The 18,946-nt window shown below is 63.0% G+C and carries 21 protein-coding genes; 15 read left to right on the top strand and 6 right to left on the bottom strand.

Features of this window, described 5'->3' with window-relative positions; all coding sequences use genetic code 11:
* Positions 1-36: 36 nt before the first annotated feature.
* From CIT31_RS06645 to CIT31_RS06690, 10 genes are all read left to right on the top strand, one after another.
* Positions 37-918, top strand: coding sequence for a transporter substrate-binding protein (locus CIT31_RS06645; protein ID WP_095518111.1), 882 nt, complete (start codon positions 37-39; stop codon positions 916-918).
* Positions 919-988: 70 nt separating this feature from the next.
* The gene (locus CIT31_RS06650) at positions 989-1,654 is read left to right on the top strand and encodes an amino acid ABC transporter permease (protein ID WP_065011301.1); all 666 of its coding nucleotides are present in this window, start codon (positions 989-991) and stop codon (positions 1,652-1,654) included.
* Between the two features lies 1 nt (position 1,655).
* Positions 1,656-2,306 (top strand): amino acid ABC transporter permease, encoded by a 651-nt coding sequence (locus CIT31_RS06655; RefSeq protein ID WP_095517947.1) that lies wholly within the window; start codon positions 1,656-1,658, stop codon positions 2,304-2,306.
* Positions 2,307-2,310: 4 nt separating this feature from the next.
* Positions 2,311-3,105 carry an amino acid ABC transporter ATP-binding protein gene (locus CIT31_RS06660; protein ID WP_095517948.1) on the top strand — a complete coding sequence of 265 codons (795 nt, stop codon included), beginning with the start codon at positions 2,311-2,313 and terminating at the stop codon, positions 3,103-3,105.
* A 36-nt stretch (positions 3,106-3,141) separates the two neighbouring features.
* Complete coding sequence (locus tag CIT31_RS06665) at positions 3,142-3,603, top strand: RidA family protein (RefSeq protein WP_029348765.1); 462 nt, start codon at positions 3,142-3,144, stop codon at positions 3,601-3,603.
* 25 nt (positions 3,604-3,628) lie between these two features.
* The gene (locus tag CIT31_RS06670) at positions 3,629-4,834 is read left to right on the top strand and encodes an aminotransferase class V-fold PLP-dependent enzyme (protein ID WP_095517949.1); all 1,206 of its coding nucleotides are present in this window, start codon (positions 3,629-3,631) and stop codon (positions 4,832-4,834) included.
* Between the two features lie 103 nt (positions 4,835-4,937).
* Positions 4,938-5,435, top strand: a complete 498-nt coding sequence (purE, locus tag CIT31_RS06675) for a 5-(carboxyamino)imidazole ribonucleotide mutase (protein ID WP_065011353.1) — start codon at positions 4,938-4,940, stop codon at positions 5,433-5,435.
* Positions 5,432-6,508, top strand: coding sequence for a 5-(carboxyamino)imidazole ribonucleotide synthase (locus tag CIT31_RS06680; RefSeq protein WP_095517950.1), 1,077 nt, complete (start codon positions 5,432-5,434; stop codon positions 6,506-6,508). The genes purE and CIT31_RS06680 overlap by 4 nt, the downstream gene beginning before the upstream one ends.
* 178 nt (positions 6,509-6,686) lie before the next feature.
* Positions 6,687-6,812, top strand: coding sequence for a type B 50S ribosomal protein L36 (gene ykgO / locus CIT31_RS06685; RefSeq protein WP_006327841.1), 126 nt, complete (start codon positions 6,687-6,689; stop codon positions 6,810-6,812).
* Positions 6,813-6,922: 110 nt separating this feature from the next.
* Positions 6,923-7,495 (top strand): tetratricopeptide repeat protein, encoded by a 573-nt coding sequence (locus CIT31_RS06690; RefSeq protein WP_095517951.1) that lies wholly within the window; start codon positions 6,923-6,925, stop codon positions 7,493-7,495.
* A 122-nt stretch (positions 7,496-7,617) separates the two neighbouring features.
* Here CIT31_RS06690 and CIT31_RS06695 read toward each other — a convergent pair whose 3' ends face one another.
* On the bottom strand, positions 7,618-8,478 hold the full coding sequence (locus CIT31_RS06695) for an NAD(P)H-dependent flavin oxidoreductase (RefSeq protein WP_342586910.1): 861 nt from the start codon (positions 8,476-8,478) through the stop codon (positions 7,618-7,620).
* Here CIT31_RS06695 and CIT31_RS06700 point away from each other — a divergent pair.
* A complete protein-coding gene (locus CIT31_RS06700) occupies positions 8,464-8,667 on the top strand; it encodes a hypothetical protein (RefSeq protein ID WP_095517953.1) in 204 nt (67 codons plus the stop codon). The genes CIT31_RS06695 and CIT31_RS06700 overlap by 15 nt on opposite strands.
* A gap of 173 nt (positions 8,668-8,840) precedes the next feature.
* Here the strand turns inward: CIT31_RS06700 and pyk are convergent, their stop codons facing one another.
* A complete protein-coding gene (gene pyk / locus CIT31_RS06705; RefSeq protein ID WP_095517954.1) occupies positions 8,841-10,277 on the bottom strand; it encodes a pyruvate kinase in 1,437 nt (478 codons plus the stop codon).
* Positions 10,274-10,720 (bottom strand): DUF1036 domain-containing protein, encoded by a 447-nt coding sequence (locus tag CIT31_RS06710; RefSeq protein WP_245316137.1) that lies wholly within the window; start codon positions 10,718-10,720, stop codon positions 10,274-10,276. Before CIT31_RS06710 ends, pyk begins: the two co-directional genes overlap by 4 nt.
* Positions 10,721-11,007: 287 nt before the next feature.
* On the opposite strand from CIT31_RS06710, the gene CIT31_RS06715 reads away from it, so the two are divergent.
* The 3 genes from CIT31_RS06715 to CIT31_RS06725 all read left to right on the top strand — a co-directional run bounded on the left by CIT31_RS06715 (position 11,008) and on the right by CIT31_RS06725 (position 13,435).
* The gene (locus CIT31_RS06715; RefSeq protein ID WP_095517955.1) at positions 11,008-11,805 is read left to right on the top strand and encodes an N-formylglutamate amidohydrolase; all 798 of its coding nucleotides are present in this window, start codon (positions 11,008-11,010) and stop codon (positions 11,803-11,805) included.
* A gap of 10 nt (positions 11,806-11,815) precedes the next feature.
* Complete coding sequence (locus CIT31_RS06720; protein ID WP_065011291.1) at positions 11,816-12,124, top strand: DUF1244 domain-containing protein; 309 nt, start codon at positions 11,816-11,818, stop codon at positions 12,122-12,124.
* A 129-nt stretch (positions 12,125-12,253) separates the two neighbouring features.
* Positions 12,254-13,435 (top strand): MFS transporter, encoded by a 1,182-nt coding sequence (locus tag CIT31_RS06725; RefSeq protein WP_095517956.1) that lies wholly within the window; start codon positions 12,254-12,256, stop codon positions 13,433-13,435.
* On the opposite strand, the gene CIT31_RS06730 is transcribed toward CIT31_RS06725, so the two are convergent.
* The gene (locus tag CIT31_RS06730; RefSeq protein WP_095517957.1) at positions 13,393-14,304 is read right to left on the bottom strand and encodes a LysR family transcriptional regulator; all 912 of its coding nucleotides are present in this window, start codon (positions 14,302-14,304) and stop codon (positions 13,393-13,395) included. The genes CIT31_RS06725 and CIT31_RS06730 overlap by 43 nt on opposite strands.
* A 94-nt stretch (positions 14,305-14,398) precedes the next feature.
* Here CIT31_RS06730 and CIT31_RS06735 point away from each other — a divergent pair, with 94 nt between their 5' ends.
* Positions 14,399-15,358, top strand: coding sequence for an SDR family oxidoreductase (locus tag CIT31_RS06735; protein ID WP_095517958.1), 960 nt, complete (start codon positions 14,399-14,401; stop codon positions 15,356-15,358).
* Between the two features lie 133 nt (positions 15,359-15,491).
* On the opposite strand, the gene CIT31_RS06740 is transcribed toward CIT31_RS06735, so the two are convergent.
* Positions 15,492-15,650 carry a DUF3309 family protein gene (locus CIT31_RS06740; protein ID WP_036267059.1) on the bottom strand — a complete coding sequence of 53 codons (159 nt, stop codon included), beginning with the start codon at positions 15,648-15,650 and terminating at the stop codon, positions 15,492-15,494.
* A gap of 118 nt (positions 15,651-15,768) precedes the next feature.
* The gene (locus CIT31_RS06745) at positions 15,769-18,945 is read right to left on the bottom strand and encodes an efflux RND transporter permease subunit (RefSeq protein ID WP_095517959.1); all 3,177 of its coding nucleotides are present in this window, start codon (positions 18,943-18,945) and stop codon (positions 15,769-15,771) included.
* Between the last annotated feature and the right edge of the window lies 1 nt (position 18,946).

Below are 18,946 nucleotides of genomic sequence, written 5' to 3' on the forward strand. Positions count from 1 at the left end.
TATCGGCAAGGGGAACACAACACGAAGGAGGTCGCCGTGAACGACACATCCAAAAGACGTGAATTTCTGAAACTGGGAATGGCAGGGCTTGCAACGGCCGGAGTGGTGAGCGCAGCAGCAACGATCGATGTTCAGAAGGCGGCAGCGCAAGCTGCACCGGACAGCCTGCTGCGCACTGTTCTTGAGCGCGGCAAGGTGATCGTCGGCACCGGCAGCACCAACGCGCCCTGGCACTTCGAAAACGATGCCGGCGAGCTGGTCGGCATGGACATCACCATGGGGCGCATTCTTGCCAAGGGGCTTTTCGACGATACGACCAAGGTCGAATTCGTCATGCAGGATCCGGCACAGCGCATTCCGAACGTGACCACCAACAAGGTCGACATCTCGATCCAGTTCATGACCATGACCGCCCAGCGCTCGCAGCTTATCCACTTCTCCCGGCCCTATTACGTCGAAGGCATCGCCTTGCTGACCCTTCCGAAGGCCGAAAACAAGACCTTCGACAAGCTGCTTGCCGGCGGTTCGGCGACACGGATTTCCATCCTGCAGAACGTCGATGCCGAGGCAAATGTGCGAATCGTCCTGCCGGAGGCGCAGGTGATGCAGATCGACACGCAGGCCAACGTGCTGCAGGCACTGGAATCGAAGCGCGTCGACGGCGCCGCCGTCGATCTGTCGACGGTCCGCTGGCTCGCCTCGCGTAATCCGGACAAATACTTCGATGCCGGCAAGAGCTGGTTCTCGATGCTTTACGGCGCCGCACTTCGGCAAGGCGACCTCGACTGGCTGACCTTCGTCAACACGACTTTCACCACCGCCATGTTCGGCCATGAGACGGCGCTCTATGACGCTGCATTCAAGGACTATTTCGGACAGGAGCCGCCGGCGCGCCATCCCGGCTTCCCGGTCATCTGATGCAAGCTGGCGGAAGGGCCGCGCCCTTCCGCCTCCTTCTCGTCGACGGCCCTCGATATCACAGGGACACATGGGCTATACCCTAAACTTCAACCTGATCTGGCGGCATTTCGACAAGCTCTGGGGAGGGCTGCTGCTCAGCCTCGAGCTGGCCGTGATCTCCATCGCGATCGGCATCGTCATCGGGCTGCTTCTGGCGGTCTGGTACGTGTCGGCCGGGCGTGCGGTGCGGACCGTCATCGCCGCCTATGTCGAGTTCATCCGCAACGTGCCGCTGATCCTGCTCGTCTATCTCGTCTTCTACGGCCTGCCGACGGTGGTCGACATCGCCTACAGCGCGCAGACCTCATTCATTGCCACGCTGTCGCTCTATAGCGGCGCTTATCTGGTCGAGGTGTTCCGCTCGGGGCTCGAAGCGGTTCCGCGCGGACAGCTTGACGCCGGCAAGGCGATCGGCCTGACGCCCTGGCAAAGGCTGGTCCATGTGCGCCTGCCGACGATGTTACGGATAACGCTGCCCGCGCTTTCCAACACGTTCCTATCGCTGTTCAAGGACACGTCCGTTGCCTCGGTCATTTCGGTGCCCGAGCTCACCTACGGCGCCCAGTGGATCAACTTCAACACCTTCCGCATCGTCGAGGTCTATCTTGTAGTGACGGCGATGTACCTCTTGACCGGCTATGCGCTTCTTTATGCGCTTCGGCTTGTCGAGCGCCGGTTCAGGGCGGCGCACTAGGATGCTTGGCCAGATCGCCTATGCCTTGCCTTTCCTGGCCCAAGGTTTTGCCGTGACACTATGGGTGTCGCTGCTGGTCGTGGTGTTGTCGCTCGTCGCCGGCGTGATGATGGGCGTCGGCCTTGTCTATGGCCCGGCTCCGCTGCGCTGGGCGGTGCGGATTTTCAGCGACACCATACGTGGCATTCCGATCCTGGTGCTCATCTTCTTCGTCTATTACGGCCTGCCTGCCGTCGGCATCCATCTGGAATCCTTCTGGGCAGCCGTGCTGGCACTCACCCTGTTCAAGACGGCGCAGGTCATCGAGTATTTGCGCGGTGCGGTCGGTTCCATACCGAAGGGGCAGTCCGAGGCGGCGATGGCGATCGGGCTGACCTTTCGCCAGCGACTGGCTTACGTCATCTTCCCGCAAGCGTTCAGGCGCTTCCTGCCGCCTTGGATTAATGGCGTCACCGATGCGGTGAAGGGCAGCGCGCTGGTCTCGCTGCTCGGCATCACCGACCTGATGCACGCCATCAACCAGGTCATCGGCCGCACCTACGAGGCGATGCCGCTCTACATCCTCGGTGCGGTCATCTACTTCGTCGTCAATTACGCCCTCTCCCTGGCCAGCCGACGGTTGGAGCGGCGTTTCTCCTTTATCCGGGAATAGTAAGATGTCCATCGCCCCGCCCGCCAATCTGGCGCTTCTCGACATCTCCGACGTTTCCAAATCCTTTGGATCCGTCGAGGTCCTGCGCTCCGTCAGCCTGCAGGTGACACGCGGCGAGGTGGTGACTGTCATCGGACCTTCCGGCAGCGGCAAGACCACGCTGCTGCGCTGCGTCAACTTCCTGGAGAGCTACGACAGCGGCTCCATCCGCATCGACGGCAAGGAGGTCGGCTTCCGCGACACGGGAACACGCCAGCGCCGCAGCGAGCGCGACCTGGCGAAGATGCGCGCCGAAACCGGAATGGTGTTCCAGAGTTTCAATCTGTTTCCGCATCTGACGGCGGCCGGCAACATCATGCTTGGCCTGCGCAAGGTGCGCGGCAAGAGCAGTACCGAAGCACGTGCCATTGCCGAGCACTGGCTCGGCCGGGTCGGCCTCGCCCACAAGGCCGACAGCCTGCCGGCCGAGCTTTCCGGCGGCCAGCAGCAGCGCGTCGGCATCGCCCGAGCCGTCGCGATGGAGCCGAAAATCCTGCTTCTCGACGAGATAACATCCGCGCTCGACCCGGAACTCGTCGGCGAGGTGCTCGAGGTCGTGCGCAGCCTGGCCGAGGACGGCATGACGATGGTGATGGTCACGCACGAGATGGCCTTTGCGCGCGACGCCTCGAGCCGCATCGTCTTCATGGCGGATGGCGGCGTCAGCGCCGCAGGGCCGCCTGCCGAGATTCTGGGCACCGAGATCGACAATGAGCGTCTCCGCAGTTTCCTGGCGCGGTTTCGTGCCTCGCATTTCTGACATCCGGACGGCGAAAGCTGTCGCAAGGAGCCTTTCATGACGCCTTACATCCGGCTCGCCGAATTGGGCCTGACGCTGCCCGAGCCGCCGGCGCCGATCGCCAACTTCGTCACCCACGCCGAAAGCGGACGGCTGATCTTCCTCTCCGGCCAGGGGCCGTTGCGCGCCGACGGCACGCTTTGTACGGGCAAGGTGGGCGAGGACGTCACGGTGGAGGAGGCCTATAGGCATGCTCGTCTCACCGGCCTGAACCTGCTCGCCGTCATGCACGCCGCGGCAGGCGACCTCGGCCGCATCGTGCGCGTCGTCAAGCTGCTTGGCTTCGTTAACGCCATCCCGACCTTCAGTGACCATCCGAAAGTGGTCAACGGCTGCTCCGATCTTTTCGCCGCTGTCTTTGATAATATCGGCGGGCACGCCCGCTCGGCGATCGGTGTCGGCTCATTGCCGGGCAACATCACTGTCGAAATCGAGGCGGTGGTCGAGATCGCCGCCTGATGTGTACCAAATGGGATCCGCAAAAATGAAAACCTATTCGGCAAACGGCTCCAACACGACAATTCGCGAACGGCTCGGCCTCCGCCCGATCATCAACGTTTCCGGCACGATGACAGCGCTCGGCGCCTCGATCATCGTCCCGGAAGCGATCGCCGCGATGTCGGAGATCGCGTCGCAATGGGTGGAGATGGACGACCTGCAACGCGCCGCAAGCACGGTCGTCGCGCGCCTCACCGGAGGCGAGGCCGGCTTCATCACGGCCTGCTGCGCCAGCGGCATCACCATGGCCATTGCCGGTACAATGACCGGCACCAATCTTCTGGCGATCGAGCGGCTGCCGGACGACGCCGAGGGCCTCAAGTCGGAGGTCATCGTCCAGCTCGGCCACATCGTCAACTACGGCGCGCCGATCGACCAGTCGATCCGGCTTGCCGGGGCCAGGGCCGTACCGGCCGGCACTGTCAGCGTGACGCAGGACTATCATGTGCGCGAGGCGATCCACGACCGTACCGCGGCAGGCCTCTATGTCGTTGCGCACCACACCGTGCAATACGGCATGCTTTCGCTCGAGGAATTCTGTGAAATCTGCCATGCCAGGGGCGTCCCGGTGATCGTTGACGCCGCCTCCGAATACGATTTGCGCGGCTTTCTCGCACGCGGCGCCGACATCGTCGTCTATAGCGGGCACAAATTCCTCAGCGGACCGACAAGCGGCATCGTCACCGGGCGCAAGGATCTGGTGCGGGCCGCCTATCTGCAGAATCGTGGCGTTGCGCGGGCAATGAAAATCGGCAAGGAAAGCATCGCCGGCACCATGGCCGCCCTGGAGGCCTGGGAGCGGCGCGACCATGCCGGCATCCGCAAGCGGGAAGAAGTGGCTTTGCATCTGTGGAGAGACGCATTGCAAGGGCTGCCCGGTATCGCCGGGCATGTCATTCCAGATCCGACCGGCAATCCGCTCGACCGCCTGCAGGTGTTTGTTACGCCCGAAAGCAGGTTCACCGCCGCCGGCCTTGCCTCGGCGCTGGCGGCAGGTTCGCCTCCCGTTATCGTCCGCAACCACGAGGTCGAGCGCGGTCACTTCTTCCTCGACCCTTGCAACCTTCATCCTGGCGAGGCGGAGATCGTAGCCGAGCGCCTGCGGGCAGTGTTGAGCGCAAGTGACCGTCCTGCGGATGCCATGAAGTCGGCTCGCAAGGATAGCGCCGGCGCCTTGCGCTGGCCGGATTAGGTAACGATGGCGCCATGCGCCCGAATGCTGCGCAAAGGCATCGCATGCTTGCCGTCGATCCCGAATTCCGCTAATGCGCGCCTTTGCCGCCGGGAGCAGAAGCTTGGATGATCACCGCGCCGACGTCGCCATCATCATGGGCAGTCAGTCCGACTGGGCGACGATGCGCCACGCCGCCGAAACGCTGGAGGCACTGGGCATCCCGCACAAGCGGCTGATCGTTTCGGCTCATCGCACTCCCGACCGGCTCTATGACTTCGCCAAGGGCGCCAAGGCCGCCGGTTTTCGGGTGATCATCGCCGGCGCCGGCGGTGCGGCGCACCTGCCGGGCATGACGGCGGCGATGACGCCGCTTCCCGTTTTTGGCGTACCGGTAGAATCGAAGGCGCTTTCCGGACAGGACTCGCTGCTCTCTATCGTGCAGATGCCGGCCGGCATCCCGGTCGGCACGCTGGCCATCGGCAAGGCGGGCGCCACAAATGCCGCTCTTCTGGCCGCGGCCGTGCTGGCGCTGACCGACGAAAAGCTCGCCGCCCGGCTCGATGCCTGGCGCGCCGCCCAGACCGCCAAGGTCGCCGCAGAGCCCACGGACACGCCATGAGCCTGCCTGCCGGATCGACCATCGGCATCATCGGCGGCGGCCAGCTCGGCCGCATGCTGGCCATGGCCGCCGCCCGCCTTGGCTATCGTACCGTCGTGCTGGAGCCGCAGCCGGATTGCCCGGCGGCACAGGTCGCCAACCGGCAGATTGCCGCCGCGTATGACGACACGGCTGCGCTCGCCGAACTGGCGGCAGTCAGCGCCGTCGTCACCTATGAGTTCGAGAACGTGCCGGTCATGGCCGCCAGCGCGCTTGCCGTCACAGTCCCGGTCTATCCGCCGGCAAGCGCGCTGGAAGTGGCGCAGGACCGGGTGGCGGAGAAGAAATTCCTCAACGGCATCGGCATTCCCACGGCAGATTTCTGTCCCGTCGACAATGACGACGAGTTGACGGCGGCGCTGAAAAAGTTCGACGGCAGCGGCATATTGAAGACGCGGCGCATGGGCTATGACGGCAAGGGCCAGCGCGTGTTCCGCAACATGGAAACGGGCGGCTTTGCCGGCACCTGCGAGGCGATGGGCAACGTGCCGTTGATCCTCGAATCCTTCGTCGACTTCGAGCGGGAGTTTTCGGTGATCGCGGCGCGCGGCATGGATGGTTCGCTCGCCGCCTACGATCCGGCAGAAAACGTCCACCGTGACGGCATCCTGCACCGCTCGACCCTGCCGGCCAGGATAGGGTCCGAGACCGCCGCTGCAGCGCAGGCGGCGGCGGCAAAAATACTTGCCGCGCTCGATTATGTCGGTGTCATCGGCATCGAGTTCTTCGTCCTTACCGACGGCGCGCTGCTGGCCAATGAGATCGCGCCGCGCGTCCACAATTCCGGCCACTGGACGGAAGCCGCCTGCATCGTCTCGCAGTTCGAGCAGCACATTCGCGCCGTCGCCGGCCTGCCGCTGGGAAATCCCGGCCGCCATTTCGACTGCGTCATGGAGAACCTGATCGGCGACGATGTCCTGCGCGTCCCAGCCCTGCTCGCCGAGCCTGATCTGATGCTGCATCTCTACGGCAAGTCCGAAGCGCGCCCCGGCCGCAAGATGGGCCATTTTACGCGAATGAGCCGTCACGTTTGAGGCTATTGGACGGCGCTGCTCTAATGCCTTCGATAGGGCGGAAACTCAAACTCGCCACATGCTGCGGTTGACACGGGCAAGGCTCCTCGTTTATGAGCCACGCACAAGTTGAGAGGCGCGCTTTCCGAGCGCGCCTTAATAATTCGGCCCAAGCGGGCCCAGACCGACGGGCAAGACCATGAAGATCAAGAATTCGCTCAAGGCGCTCAAGGCGCGTCACCGCGACAACCAGCTGGTTCGCCGCAAGGGCCGCGTGTACATCATCAACAAGACCGCTCCGCGCTACAAGGCTCGCCAGGGCTGAGTCTTTTCGCGTGGGGCGCCTGCCTCCGCGCTTGCATGATTTGCCGGCCTGCCGGCCCTTTCACGCTAAATTCAGTTTGACGATCTGCTGTCCGGGGTTAGATTCCGGTCATGCGGATTCTCTTTGCATTCTTCGCGGCGCTTTTTCTTTTCGGTTCCGCTCAAGCGGACGATGCGGTCGCCCCTCCCGTTGCCACGACCAGGGAGGCAAGGCTCGACCAGTTGTTTGTCGACCTGAAGCGCGAGCGCAATGAAAAGGCCGCCGAGCGCATCGCCGCGCGCATCTCGCACGAGTGGTCGCAATCCGGCAGCGCCTCGATCGACCTGATGATGCAATGGTCGCAAAAGGCGGCCGAAGAAAAAAAGTTCGACGTGGCGCTCGACTTCCTCGACCAGGTGGTGACCTTGCAACCGGCCTATGCGGAAGGTTGGAACCGGCGCGCCACCGTACATTTCATGATGAATAACTTTGGAAAATCGATGGCGGACATCGACCGCACGCTGCAGCTCGAGCCGCGCCATTTTGGCGCACTGTCCGGCCTGGCTCAGATCATGGCCGTAACCGGCCACAAGCAGTCGGCGCTGGAAGCGTGGCAGCGCGTGCTCAGTATCTACCCGATGATGCGCAGCGCGCAGGATCAGGTCGGCACGCTTTCGGAAGAACTTGCCGGCGAAGGGATCTGATGCCGGAGGGCCGGGCCCGCAAGGCTGAAACTCTGGTGAGACTGTCGCGTCAGCCCCAGTTCACGGGCGCATACCCGGTTTTCTCTGCCGATGTCTCTCGGCCGATGGCATCGTCGGTGCCGTCATGGACCAGCTTCCGCGACGAGTTTCTCCACAAGGGCAGTTGCCGTCATCTCCCGCAATTTCGCAACGCCCTGCCCGGCCCAGATGGGCAGGAAATCAGCCCGCCTGCTTTCATCCACTGCCATCGAAAGCGGCAATGCCAGGCTCGCCTGCAACGGAAACTCCAGTGCGGCATCTTCCTCGCCAGCCATCTCCAACACAAACCGGTTACGCACCACGCGCGCTGGGCGGCCAGTGAAGCAACGAGCGACCGACGTGCTCTCGTCAGAGGCTGCGCGCAACCCGGCGCGATAGACTGGCTGCACATTGGCCTCGGGGCAAGCCAGGAAGGCCGTGCCGATCTGCACACCAGATGCACCGAGTGCAAAGCTGGCAGCAATGCCGCGACCGTCGAAGATGCCGCCGGCTGCAATGACAGGCACGCGCACGGCATCAACGATCTGCGGCACCAGCGCCATCGTGCCGACTGTGTCGATTGCGGGATCACCGGTGAATGTGCCGCGATGGCCACCCGCCTCGTATCCCTGAGCGATGATAGCGTTCACCCCCGCTGCCTCAATTTGCCGCGCTTCCGAGACAGTGGTGGCCGAGCACAAGAGAACACAGCCGGCCTCTTTCAGCTGTTGCACAATTTTGGTGTCGGGCAGGCCAAAATGGAAGCTGACCACCTTTGGGCGTAGCTCAAGCACAATGTCTAGGCGCTCTTCGTCGAAGCTGGGAAAGGGCTCGCACGGTTGGGGCACGGGCCCGAGGCCGACCTCGTCGTAGTAGCCGTGAAGGCGATTGCGCATGTGTTGGGCCGCCTCATCACTTTCCTGTCTGGGGGTCAGGGGGATTAGGCAATCATGATTGCAGCTTATATCGACGAATTTATAATGTTTTGCGTCGGCCTATGGATGTCGGGCATCGGCTACGGGTTTCTCCAGACGCCAAACCAACCCCAGGCTGGACAACGGGCCTGGTTGGCACGCCTTCCCAGCCATTTCAAATGGATGGGGCCGCTCTTGCTGATAATCTCGATCGTGCTCGCCGTCGCCTCACCGACTTGATTCGGTCCGGGCCAGAAAGTCGCTGCGCTCATGGCCCCATAGAGGCAAGGCGTCAGCTTGGTGAATTCGCCGGTGAGCGGCTCAAAGCCCGTCGCGTTTGAAGAGATTCATGCGGCGCGCTTTGGATGTTTGTTTTCATCCCAAGATCGCTGCGCATTTTTGGGCCACTTGCATTAACCTCTAACCTGCACGTCCGACCCGACATAGGCGATGCGCAGCATGTTGGTGGAGCCCGGCGTCCTCAGCGGCACGCCGGCCGTGATGATGACCCGATCGCCCGGCTTGCCGAACCCCTCGTCCAAAGCGATGCGGCAGGCGCGGTCGACCATGTCGTCGAGGTCGATGGCGTCGGGCGAGACGACGCAATGCGTACCCCACAGAAGCGACAGCCGCCGCGCCGTGTTGACGATCGGCGACAGCGCGACGATCGGCACCTGCGGCCGCTCGCGCGCGGCGCGCAGGCCGGTCGTGCCCGACGCCGTATAGCTGATGATCGCCGACAGTTTCAGCGTCTCGGCGATTTCGCGGGCGGCGAGCGAGATGGCGTCGGCGCCGGTCGCTTCCGGCTCCGAGCGCTGCGCATTGATGATGCCGGCATAGGTCGGGTCGATTTCGACCTTGCTGGCGATGCGGTTCATCATCGCCACTGCCTCGACCGGGTAGGCGCCGGCCGCGGACTCGGCCGAGAGCATGATAGCGTCGGCGCCTTCGAACACGGCGATCGAGACGTCCGACACCTCGGCGCGGGTCGGCACCGGCGCGGTGATCATGGATTCCAGCATCTGCGTGGCGATCACCACCGGCTTGCCGGCGCGGCGCGCGGCGCGGGTGATCTGCTTCTGGATGCCGGGCACGGCTTCAAGAGGCATTTCGACGCCGAGATCGCCGCGGGCAACCATCAAGGCATCCGAAAGTTCGATGATCTCGGCCAGCCGAGCGACGGCCTGAGGCTTTTCGATCTTGGCCATGATGAGCGCCCGGCCGCGCGCGATCTTGCGCGCTTCGGCCAAATCCTCCGGACGCTGGACGAATGACAGCGCCACCCAGTCGACGCCGGTGGCCAGCACCGCATCGAGATCCCTGCGGTCCTTTTCGGTCAGCGCGCCGACCGGCAGATCGGTGTCGGGCAGGCTGACGCCCTTCTTGTCTGAGATGCTGGTGCCGGCGACGACGGTGCAGACGATCGCCTTGCCGTCGCTCTTCACCGCCTTCAGCTCGAGCTTGCCGTCGTCGATCAAAAGGCGGTGACCGGCCTCGACCGATCTCAGGATTTCCGGGTGGGGCAGATAGACCCTGGTCGAATTGCCGGGCTCGGGATTGTCGTCCAGCGTGAAGGTCTGGCCGAGTGTCAGCGTCTCTTTGCCGTTGGTAAACTTGCCGACCCGCAGCTTGGGCCCCTGCAGATCGGCGAGAATGCCGATCGGCCGGCCGACCGCTTTCTCGACGGTACGGATGCGACCGACAAGTGTGCGCATCAATTCATGATCGGTGTGGCTCATATTGATGCGAAACACGTCGGCGCCGGCTTCGAAGAGCTTCTTCAGCATGTCCTCGGAGGAGGAGGCCGGACCGATAGTGGCGAGTATCTTGACCTTGCGGCTGCGTCTCATTGACTGTTTGTTCCCGGGGCGGCTGGAACGCCCCCCGTTGCGGGGTCATCGGTCAGCTGGACCATCCAGCTTGCCTGCTCGCCCGTGTCATATTCCTGGAATCCGGCGCGCTGGAAGCCCCGGGCGACGCAGTCGGTAACGCCGGCGATCTTGAACTCTTTTTCGGCCACGCACATGTTGATCGGGCCATCCCAGCGCCCGCCGCGCTCGGCGTCTTCTGCATAAAGATAGTAAAATCTTGATGACAGCGGCCCTTCGATCAGCGTCTTGCAGCTCGATCCCTCGATGTGCCACCAGCCTTCGGTGATCCAGCCGGCTTTGGCGCGATAGCCGATGCCGACGCCGACCAGGTTCTGCGTGGCGTTGCAGACACGGAAATCGGCGCGCGCCGGCGAGGCCGCAACCATCGCGGCGAGGCCCACAGCAAGGGTGAGGAGCGGCATGGCGAAGGCATAGCGCACGCGCGGCCTGCCGGCGGAACCCATCCTGAAATCCCTCAAGAACCACATTCGCATCTCTCAACGCCCCTTTTCGGAAAAGTCCGTGCGCATGTCAACGCGGCCTTTTGCTCAATTCCAATCGATTTAGAAAGGCTTCGGCGCACGATCTTTTGCCTTCCGCCAGATTTCCGCAGAAACCGTGGCCAAACGACGGCATTGCGTAATCATCCCCTTCGTGGAATGACGATACCATCCTCCCCGGAAGCCAGCGAACAGACCATTTCCCGCCGATGACCCGATCCACAGTTTTCGCGCCTTTCGACATCGTCGAGGGCGACCGCAAGCGAGGCATCGTGCTTTTGGCCGATCACGCCCGTCGCGACTTGCCGGAAGAGTATGGCAGCCTCGGCTTGCCGGCGGCGGAATTCGATCGCCATATCGCCTACGACATCGGTGTCGAGACGGTGACGCGCGCACTGGCAGCTTTGCTCGGCGTGCCGGCGGTACTCGCCAATTTTTCGCGACTTCTGATCGATCCCAATCGCGGCGAGGACGATCCGACGCTGATCCGCCAACTCTATGACGGCACCGTCATTTCGGGAAATTATCCACTTGCCTTGAAAGAACGTGAAAGGCGGCTCGACCGCTTCTATCGGCCCTATCACGATGCGGTCGGCGCAATGATCGCCTCGGTGGCACAGGCTTCCGCAAGCGCGCCCTTCATCTTTTCGGTACATTCCTTCACCCCATTCATGCAGGGATTCGTGCGCCCTTGGCATGTTGGTGTCTTGTGGGATCGCGACGACCGGGTGGCGCGACCGCTGATCGAAATGCTTGCCGAGGACAAAAGCCTAATCGTCGGCGACAACGAGCCCTATGACGGCGCATTGCGCGGCGACACCATGTTCAGGCATGCCATAGTCAACGGCTTTGCCCATGCGCTGATCGAAATCCGTCAGGACCTGATCGCCGGTCGGAAGGATGCGGTCGCCTGGGCCGAACGGCTGGCGCCGATCGTTGACGCGATCAACCGCCGTCCCGATATACATCACGTCAAACGATTCGGCTCGCGCACCGGGCCGCTGTAAGGAGGTTTCGATGACGGAACTCAGCGACGCGCAAAAACGCGATTTCGAAGCCGCCGCCTTCCGCCGGCTGGTCGCGCATCTGCGCGAACGCACGGACGTGCAGAACATCGACCTGATGAACCTCGCCGGCTTCTGCCGCAACTGTCTCTCCAACTGGTATCGCGACGCCGCGGAGGCCGAGGGCGTCGATCTCAGCAAGGACCAATCGCGCGAGATCATCTACGGAATGCCCTATGCCGAATGGCAGGCGCTCAACCAGACTGATGCCTCCGATGCCAAGAAGGCGGAGTTCGAGGCAAGAGGCCCCAGGGATCACTAACCGATCGGCTCTCATCAACCTCGAGTCGCGAGTCGCTTGGCCCAAGCACTTTCAAGAACGAGCGCTTGACCGAGGTTTGAATCGATCTAATTTGCCGCGCGAACCTATTGTGGCACCGGATTCTACACGATGGACACGCTAAAAATCATGCAGACCGCCATTCGTGGACGATGGGCCGTCGCGGCCATCTTCCTCGCCAATGGTTTTCTGACCGGCGCCTGGGCGCCGCAGATCCCGGTGGTCCTGACCCGGCTGGATATCAGCAAATTTACGCTTGGCCTGCTGATCTTGCTGTTCGGCGCCGGCGCGGTCACAGCCATGACTTGGTGCGGCCACCTGATCTCCAGGCATGGTTCGCGCACCGTGCTGCGCTGGTTCGGTCTCATCGGCAGCTTCGGCCTGCTGGTTGTGGCGCTTGCCCCCAACGTGCCGCTGGCGGCCATAGCCATGTTCATCTTCGGCGGTTCGATCGGCGGCATGGATGTCGCTATGAACGCCAATGCGGTCGTGGTGGAACGGCGGTTGTCCCGCGCCATCATGTCGTCCTCGCACGGCTTCTGGAGCCTTGGCGGTTTCGCCGGCGGCGCTCTCGGCGGCTTCGCCATCCAGAGCTACGGTCATCTCGCCCATGCGATGGTCGTGACGGCTCTCGCTTTCGCAGTGATTGCAGTGGCAGTCCGCTACCTGGTCGCCGAGGATAAGCCGCAGGTGACCAACCATCACAAATTCGCGCTGCCTGGAAATCCGCTGGTCTATCTGGTCGGACTGATGGCGCTGCTGACGATGATCTCCGAGGGTGCGGTGCTCGACTGGGCGGCGCTTTACCTGCAACAGGAACTCGGTACCGACCTTGCCATAGCGGGTTTGGCCTACGCCGCTTTTTCCGGCGTCATGGCCGTCATGCGCTTCGCTGGCGACGGAGTCCGCAACCGTTTCGGTGCCGTGACGACGCTGCGCGTCTCGGCGCTTGTCGCCGCCGCCGGCATGCTGGTGGCCGGGCTGGCGCCCTCGCCCTGGCTCGCCATCTCAGCCTTTGCCTTTTGCGGCTTCGGCATCGCCAATATGGTGCCGATCCTGTTTTCGGCCGGTGGCAACCAGGAAGGCATGTCGTCCGGCACCGGCATGAGCGTCGTCACCACCATGGGCTATTCCGGCATTCTGGTGGCGCCGTCGGCAATCGGCTTCATCGCCGAGCATTCAAGCTTCGGTCCGATCTTCGTGGCTTTGTCGGGACTGCTGGTCGTCGTATTTTTGATGGCCGGGCTCGCTCACCGCGCCGAATTCGCGCCCGACCCAGCACCAGCCGAATAGCGTTTCAACTCCTCATAGAGGAAATCCGCGACACGGCGGATGCGCACGCTGGTGCGCACGTCCCGGTGCATGGCCAGCCATACCGGCAGCGTCGGCAGCGCGAGGGCCGGCAGCACTGTCTCCACCAGCGGATCGCGATTGGCCAGCGGCTCCTGGCCGAAGCCGATGCCGTTTCCCGCCCGCACCGCCTCCCAAAGCACCATTTGGTTGTCGGTCCTGAAGCGGAAGGCATTGCGGGTGAGCGGGACACCAAACTGGGCAAAGCCGCGAATGATCTCATCGCTGCGGTCGAAGCCGATCAGATCGTGGCCGGCAAGATCGCCGGGTTCGCGCGGACGGCCACGCCGATCGAGATAGGATTTTGCCGCGCAGGCGCGGAGCGGAATGTCTGCCACTTTACGCGCCACCAACTCGTTCTGCGCCGGCTTCACCATGCGGATGGCAATGTCTGCATCGCGGCGCAAGAGATTCTCGACCTGGTTCGACGCGACGATCTCGACCTCGATGCCGGGTTCCTCGGCGCCCAGCCGAGCCGTCATCTCGGGCAGGACATAGGCAGCCAACACCTCGCTGGCGGCAATGCGTACCGTGCCTTCGATCGCCTCGACCGATCCCAGCGCCAATAGCGAAAAGGCGCTTGCCTGCTCGCTCACTGCCCGGCCGCGTTCGTAGAGCGTGCTGCCGGCTTCCGTCAGCGCATAGCCGCGCCGCCCGCGCCGGAACAGGGTGACGCCGAGCGCCTGCTCCAGCTCGGCGATATGGCGGCCGAGCGTCGGCTGGCTTGCAGCCAGCTTGCGCGCGGCAGCGGACAGGCTGCCGGTTTCCGCCACTGTGACGAAACTCTTGATCAGGTTCCAGTCGAATTCCATTCAAAACTGAATATCACGTCGCAAAATTCAGTCAATTTCTATTCGTTTGCGGACGGATCATATTGTGACTGTAACGCAAACACGGAGACGAAAAATGACGAAGATCGCAATTCTGGGTGCCAATGGCCGGCTCGGCCGCGTGGTGGCCAAGGCCTTCATCGACGCTGGCTATGAAGTCCGCGCCATCACCCGCAGCGGCAAGATCGCGGCAGAACTCACAGGCGCCATCGCCGTCGCCGGCGACGGGCTCGATCGCGAAGCGCTTATCCGCGCCACCGAAGGCGTCGACATCATCTTCAACGGCCTCAACCCGATCTACACCGACTGGGGCAAGTGCCTGCCGATGGCCGAGAATGTCATGGCCGCGTGCCGGGCGAACGACGCATTGCACCTCGCTCCCGGTAGCGTTTACAATTACGGCTCGCCGATGCCGGAGGTCATCACCGAAGACACGCCGTTCCACCCGACGACCGAAAAGGGCCGCATCCGCGTCGCCATGGAAGACCTCTTTCGCCGCGAGGCCGAAGCGGGTCGAGTGCGCACCATTCTGCTGCGGGCCGGCGATTTCTTCGGCGGCACCGGCAGCGGAGCGTGGTTCGATCTGATCGTCGCCGCCAAGATGGACAAGGGCGTCTATACCGCTCCCGGGCCGGTCGATCTCGTGCATGAATGGGCCTACCTTCCGGACTTGGCCAAGGCGTTCGTCGGGCTAGCCGAGAATCTCGACAAGCTCGGCTCCTACGAATCGCTGAACTTTCCCGACCACGCCGTTACCGATCTCGAGATCAAGGCGGCCGCGGAAAAAGCGCTCGGGCGCACGCTGAAACTGACGTCGATGCCGTGGTGGGTGCTGCGCGCTGGCAGCCCGTTCGTGGCAATGTGGCGCGAGATCGTCTCGATGTCCTATCTGCGCTTCGAACCGCACCGGCTGGTCTCGGCAAGGCTGGAAGGCATCATCGGCACGATCCCGCATACGCCCCTGCATAAGGCGGTGGCAGGCGCTCTCGATGATCTCAGTGTCGCCACGATTGACCGCGTTTCGAAAGCTGCCTGAAAACGGAAAATGGTACCCAGCGGATGGTCCGAACCGAAGGCTCGGAAAGAACCAAGCGAAAATCAAATGCTACAGCGCTGCGCCCTCAGAAGTCGCGCAGCGCTGTACGTTGTCGAGCGCACCAAACTCCGGGTCAAATCCTGCCCATCAGCAGCAACACCAGCAACACGATCAGGATGACGCCGACGATGCCGGAGGGACCATAACCCCAGGAACGCGAATGAGGCCATGCCGGCACCGCGCCGATCAGAATGAGGATCAGAATGATGACGAGAATGGTGCTGAGCGTCATGAGAAACTCCCCGCTTTGAGGTGTCGCATGACAGACAATGCAAAAGGCCGCTGGGTTGTTCCCGGCGGCCTTTTCTTTGCGCGATCAGAATACGCTCGGCACTCCAAGCAAAGTTGGCCTATTCGGCGGCCTTCGGGAAGGCGATCGCCGACTCGTCAAGCGAGCCCGGTCTTGCGGGGGCCTCGACAGTCGCCCCGACTGTCTTGCCGCGCCGGAACACCCGACGGAAGAATGCATAGAAGCGGCTGTTCTTACTGCGCGTGAACACCATCAGCATGGACGGTGTCACCACCAGCGTCAGCAAGGTGGCGAAGGACAGGCCGAAGACGATCGCCGACGACAGCGATATCCACCATTGCGTCGACGGCGCGTTGATCGTCGTCTCGTGATGGAAGATTTCGAGACCGAGGCCGAAAGCGATCGGCAGCACGCCGAGGATCGCCGACACCGCCGTCAGCACGACCGGCCGGGCACGCTCACGGCAGGTCTGCAGCACCGCGTCCATCTTGTCCCAGCCCTCTTCGCGCAGCCGGTCATAAGTGTCGATCAGCACGATGTTGTTGTTCACCACCACGCCGGCGAGCGCGATGACGCCGATGCCCGACATGACGATGCCGAACGCCTCTCCTGTCAAAAGCAATCCCAGGAACACCCCGACCGTCGCCATAACCACGCAGGACAGCACCAGCCAGACGCTGGTGAACTTGTTGAACTGCATCAGAAGCACCAAGAAGATCAGTAAGATCGCGGCACCGAAGGCCTTGCTGAGGAAGGCGCTGGCCTCGGCGCTGTCCTCGTTCGAGCCGGCGAGCTTCCAGCGTATGCCGCTGCCGAGATCCATATCGGCGACCGCCTGGCTGACCTGCTGCTGGACAGAAGCGACTTGCTCGCCGGCGGCGACATTGGCCTGGACGACCACCGTGCGCGCGCCGTCGATGCGGTTGAGGATACCGACGGTCGGCTCGGGCTTGCGCACGACGAAATTCGAGATCGGCACCGAACCTTGCGAAGTCTGCACCCGGAGGTCGTCGAGTGTCGACAGCGTGCGCCGGTCCTCGGGCAGACGCAGCCTGATGTCGACGGCGTCGTCAGCACCGGCTGGCCGGTATTCACTGAGCTTCAGCCCGTTCGTCACCAGTTGCACAACCGTTCCGACCGAGGTCGGGCTGATGCCGTATTGCGCCGCCTTGGCGCGATCGACGTCGAGCGCCCAGTCGACGCCGGGCGGCGGCAGGCCGTCGGAAATGTCGATGACGCCGGGCACCTTGGCAATGCGCGCGGCGACGGCGCGCGCCTTGTCGTCGAGACCTTTCGGGTCGACGGCCGAAAGCCTGATCTGGATCGGCTTGCCGGTGGGCGGGCCGGCCTCGGGCACGCGAACCTCGACATCGACGCCGGGAATGCCGGCCATGACGCCGCGCAGTTCGTCCAGGATCGCGTTCGCCGATTTGCGCTCGCGCCAGTCGACGAACTCGTACTGGATTACGCCGACTACGTCTTCAGGAATGTCCTGGCCGCCGCCTTGGGTCTTGCCGACACGGGTGTAGACCGATTTCACGCCCGGCCAGCCAAGAAGCCGGTTCTCGGCGGTCTTCGTGGCGGCATCCATTTCGGCGAGCGAAAGGTTGCCGCGGGCGTGCACATAGAGCAGGCCGTAGTCAGGCTCGACATTCGGGAAGAACTCGACGCCGGCGCCGTATTTCGAATATGCAAAGCCGACACCGAACAAAAGGCCAACGGTGAGCAGAAGTACGGTAATGGGAAAGCGAACCGCCTGCTTGACCACGGCCATGTACCAGCCGTCGCGGTTGTCATTCTCGTGATGCGGCGGCGCCTTGGCGAACAGGGCGCCGAGCGCCGGCGCAAAGACCAGCGCATAGAGCATCGAGGCCGAAAGCGTGACGATCAGCGTGATCGGCATGTATTTCATGAAATCGCCGATGATACCCGGCCAGAACAGCAGCGGCGAGAAGGCGGCGATGCGCGTCATCGTCGCGGCGATAACTGGACCGGCCATGCGCTTGGCGGCAAGTGCGAAGGCCTCTGCCTTAGGCATGCCTTCGCTCATCCGCCGCTCGGCGAATTCGGTGACGATGATGGCGTCATCGACGAGCATGCCGACCGCCAGGATGAGGCTGAACAGCACGATCATGTTGATCGTGTAGCCCATCATGGCCAACAGCAGAATGCCGATCAGGAAGGACGATGGGATGGCCAGTCCGATCAACAGCGATGCACGGCCCGAGAGCGCGTAGAGAATGACGATGAACACCAGGATCACGGCGATCATGACGTGATTCTGCAGATCGCCGAGCAACTGGTTGACGAAGATCGATTTGTCCTGCGTGTAGGTGACGTGCATACCTTCCGGCATGGTTTTTATGAAGGCATCGGACACGGCCCTCACCTGGGCGATCGTGTCGATCAGGTTGGAGCCGATGCGCTTCTTCACCTCGATGGCGATCGCCGGCTTGCCGTCGAGACGGGTCACCGTCTCGGCGTCCTTGAAGGTGGAGCGGACGGTGGCGATATCCTTGGCCTGCACAACGGCATTGGGGCCGGCGACGATCGGAAGCGCCGCCACGTCCTCCGGCGTCTCGATCAGCGACGGCACCTTGACCGCGTATTTGCCCTCGGATCCTTCGATGTTGCCGGCGGCGACAAGACTGTTGGAATCACCGACAGCACCGATCAGTTGCTCGAGCTGCAGCCCGTAGGAAGACAGTTTCATCGGATCGATGACGACTTCGACGAGATCGTCGCGGGCGCCCTGCAGCGAGCCCTCCAGCACGCCAGGCACTTCCTCGATGCGGTCGCGCAACTCGCGCGCCGCCGCCGTCAGCATGCGCTCGGGCACTTCGCCCGACAGGGTCACGACAAGGACGGGGAACTCGGAGACGTTGACTTCGGAGACTACAGGCTCCTCGGCAGCCTGCGGCAGGTCGGCCTTGCCATCCTGGACCTTGCTGCGCGTGTCCTGCAACGCCGTCGCCAGATCCGTCTGCGGGTGGAATTCGACCAGCACGTAACCGCCGCCCTGGAAGGCGGCCGAACGCATCTCCTTGAGACCTTTGAGGCTTTTCAGCTTGGCTTCCATCGGCCGCAGCAGAAGGCGTTCCGAATCCTCAGGCGAGATGCCCTGATAGATCAGGCTGACATACATCATGGGAATCGGAACGTCGGGTTCCGCTTCCTTCGGTGTCGACTGATAGGCGACCGCACCCGCAAGGATGAGGAAGACCAGGACCGAAATGGTCAGCCGGGCGTTGTTGATTGCGAGTTTTACGATATCCATG

This window comes from Mesorhizobium wenxiniae, assembly GCF_002284535.1.
GTDB classification, from domain to species: Bacteria; Pseudomonadota; Alphaproteobacteria; order Rhizobiales; family Rhizobiaceae; genus Mesorhizobium; species Mesorhizobium wenxiniae.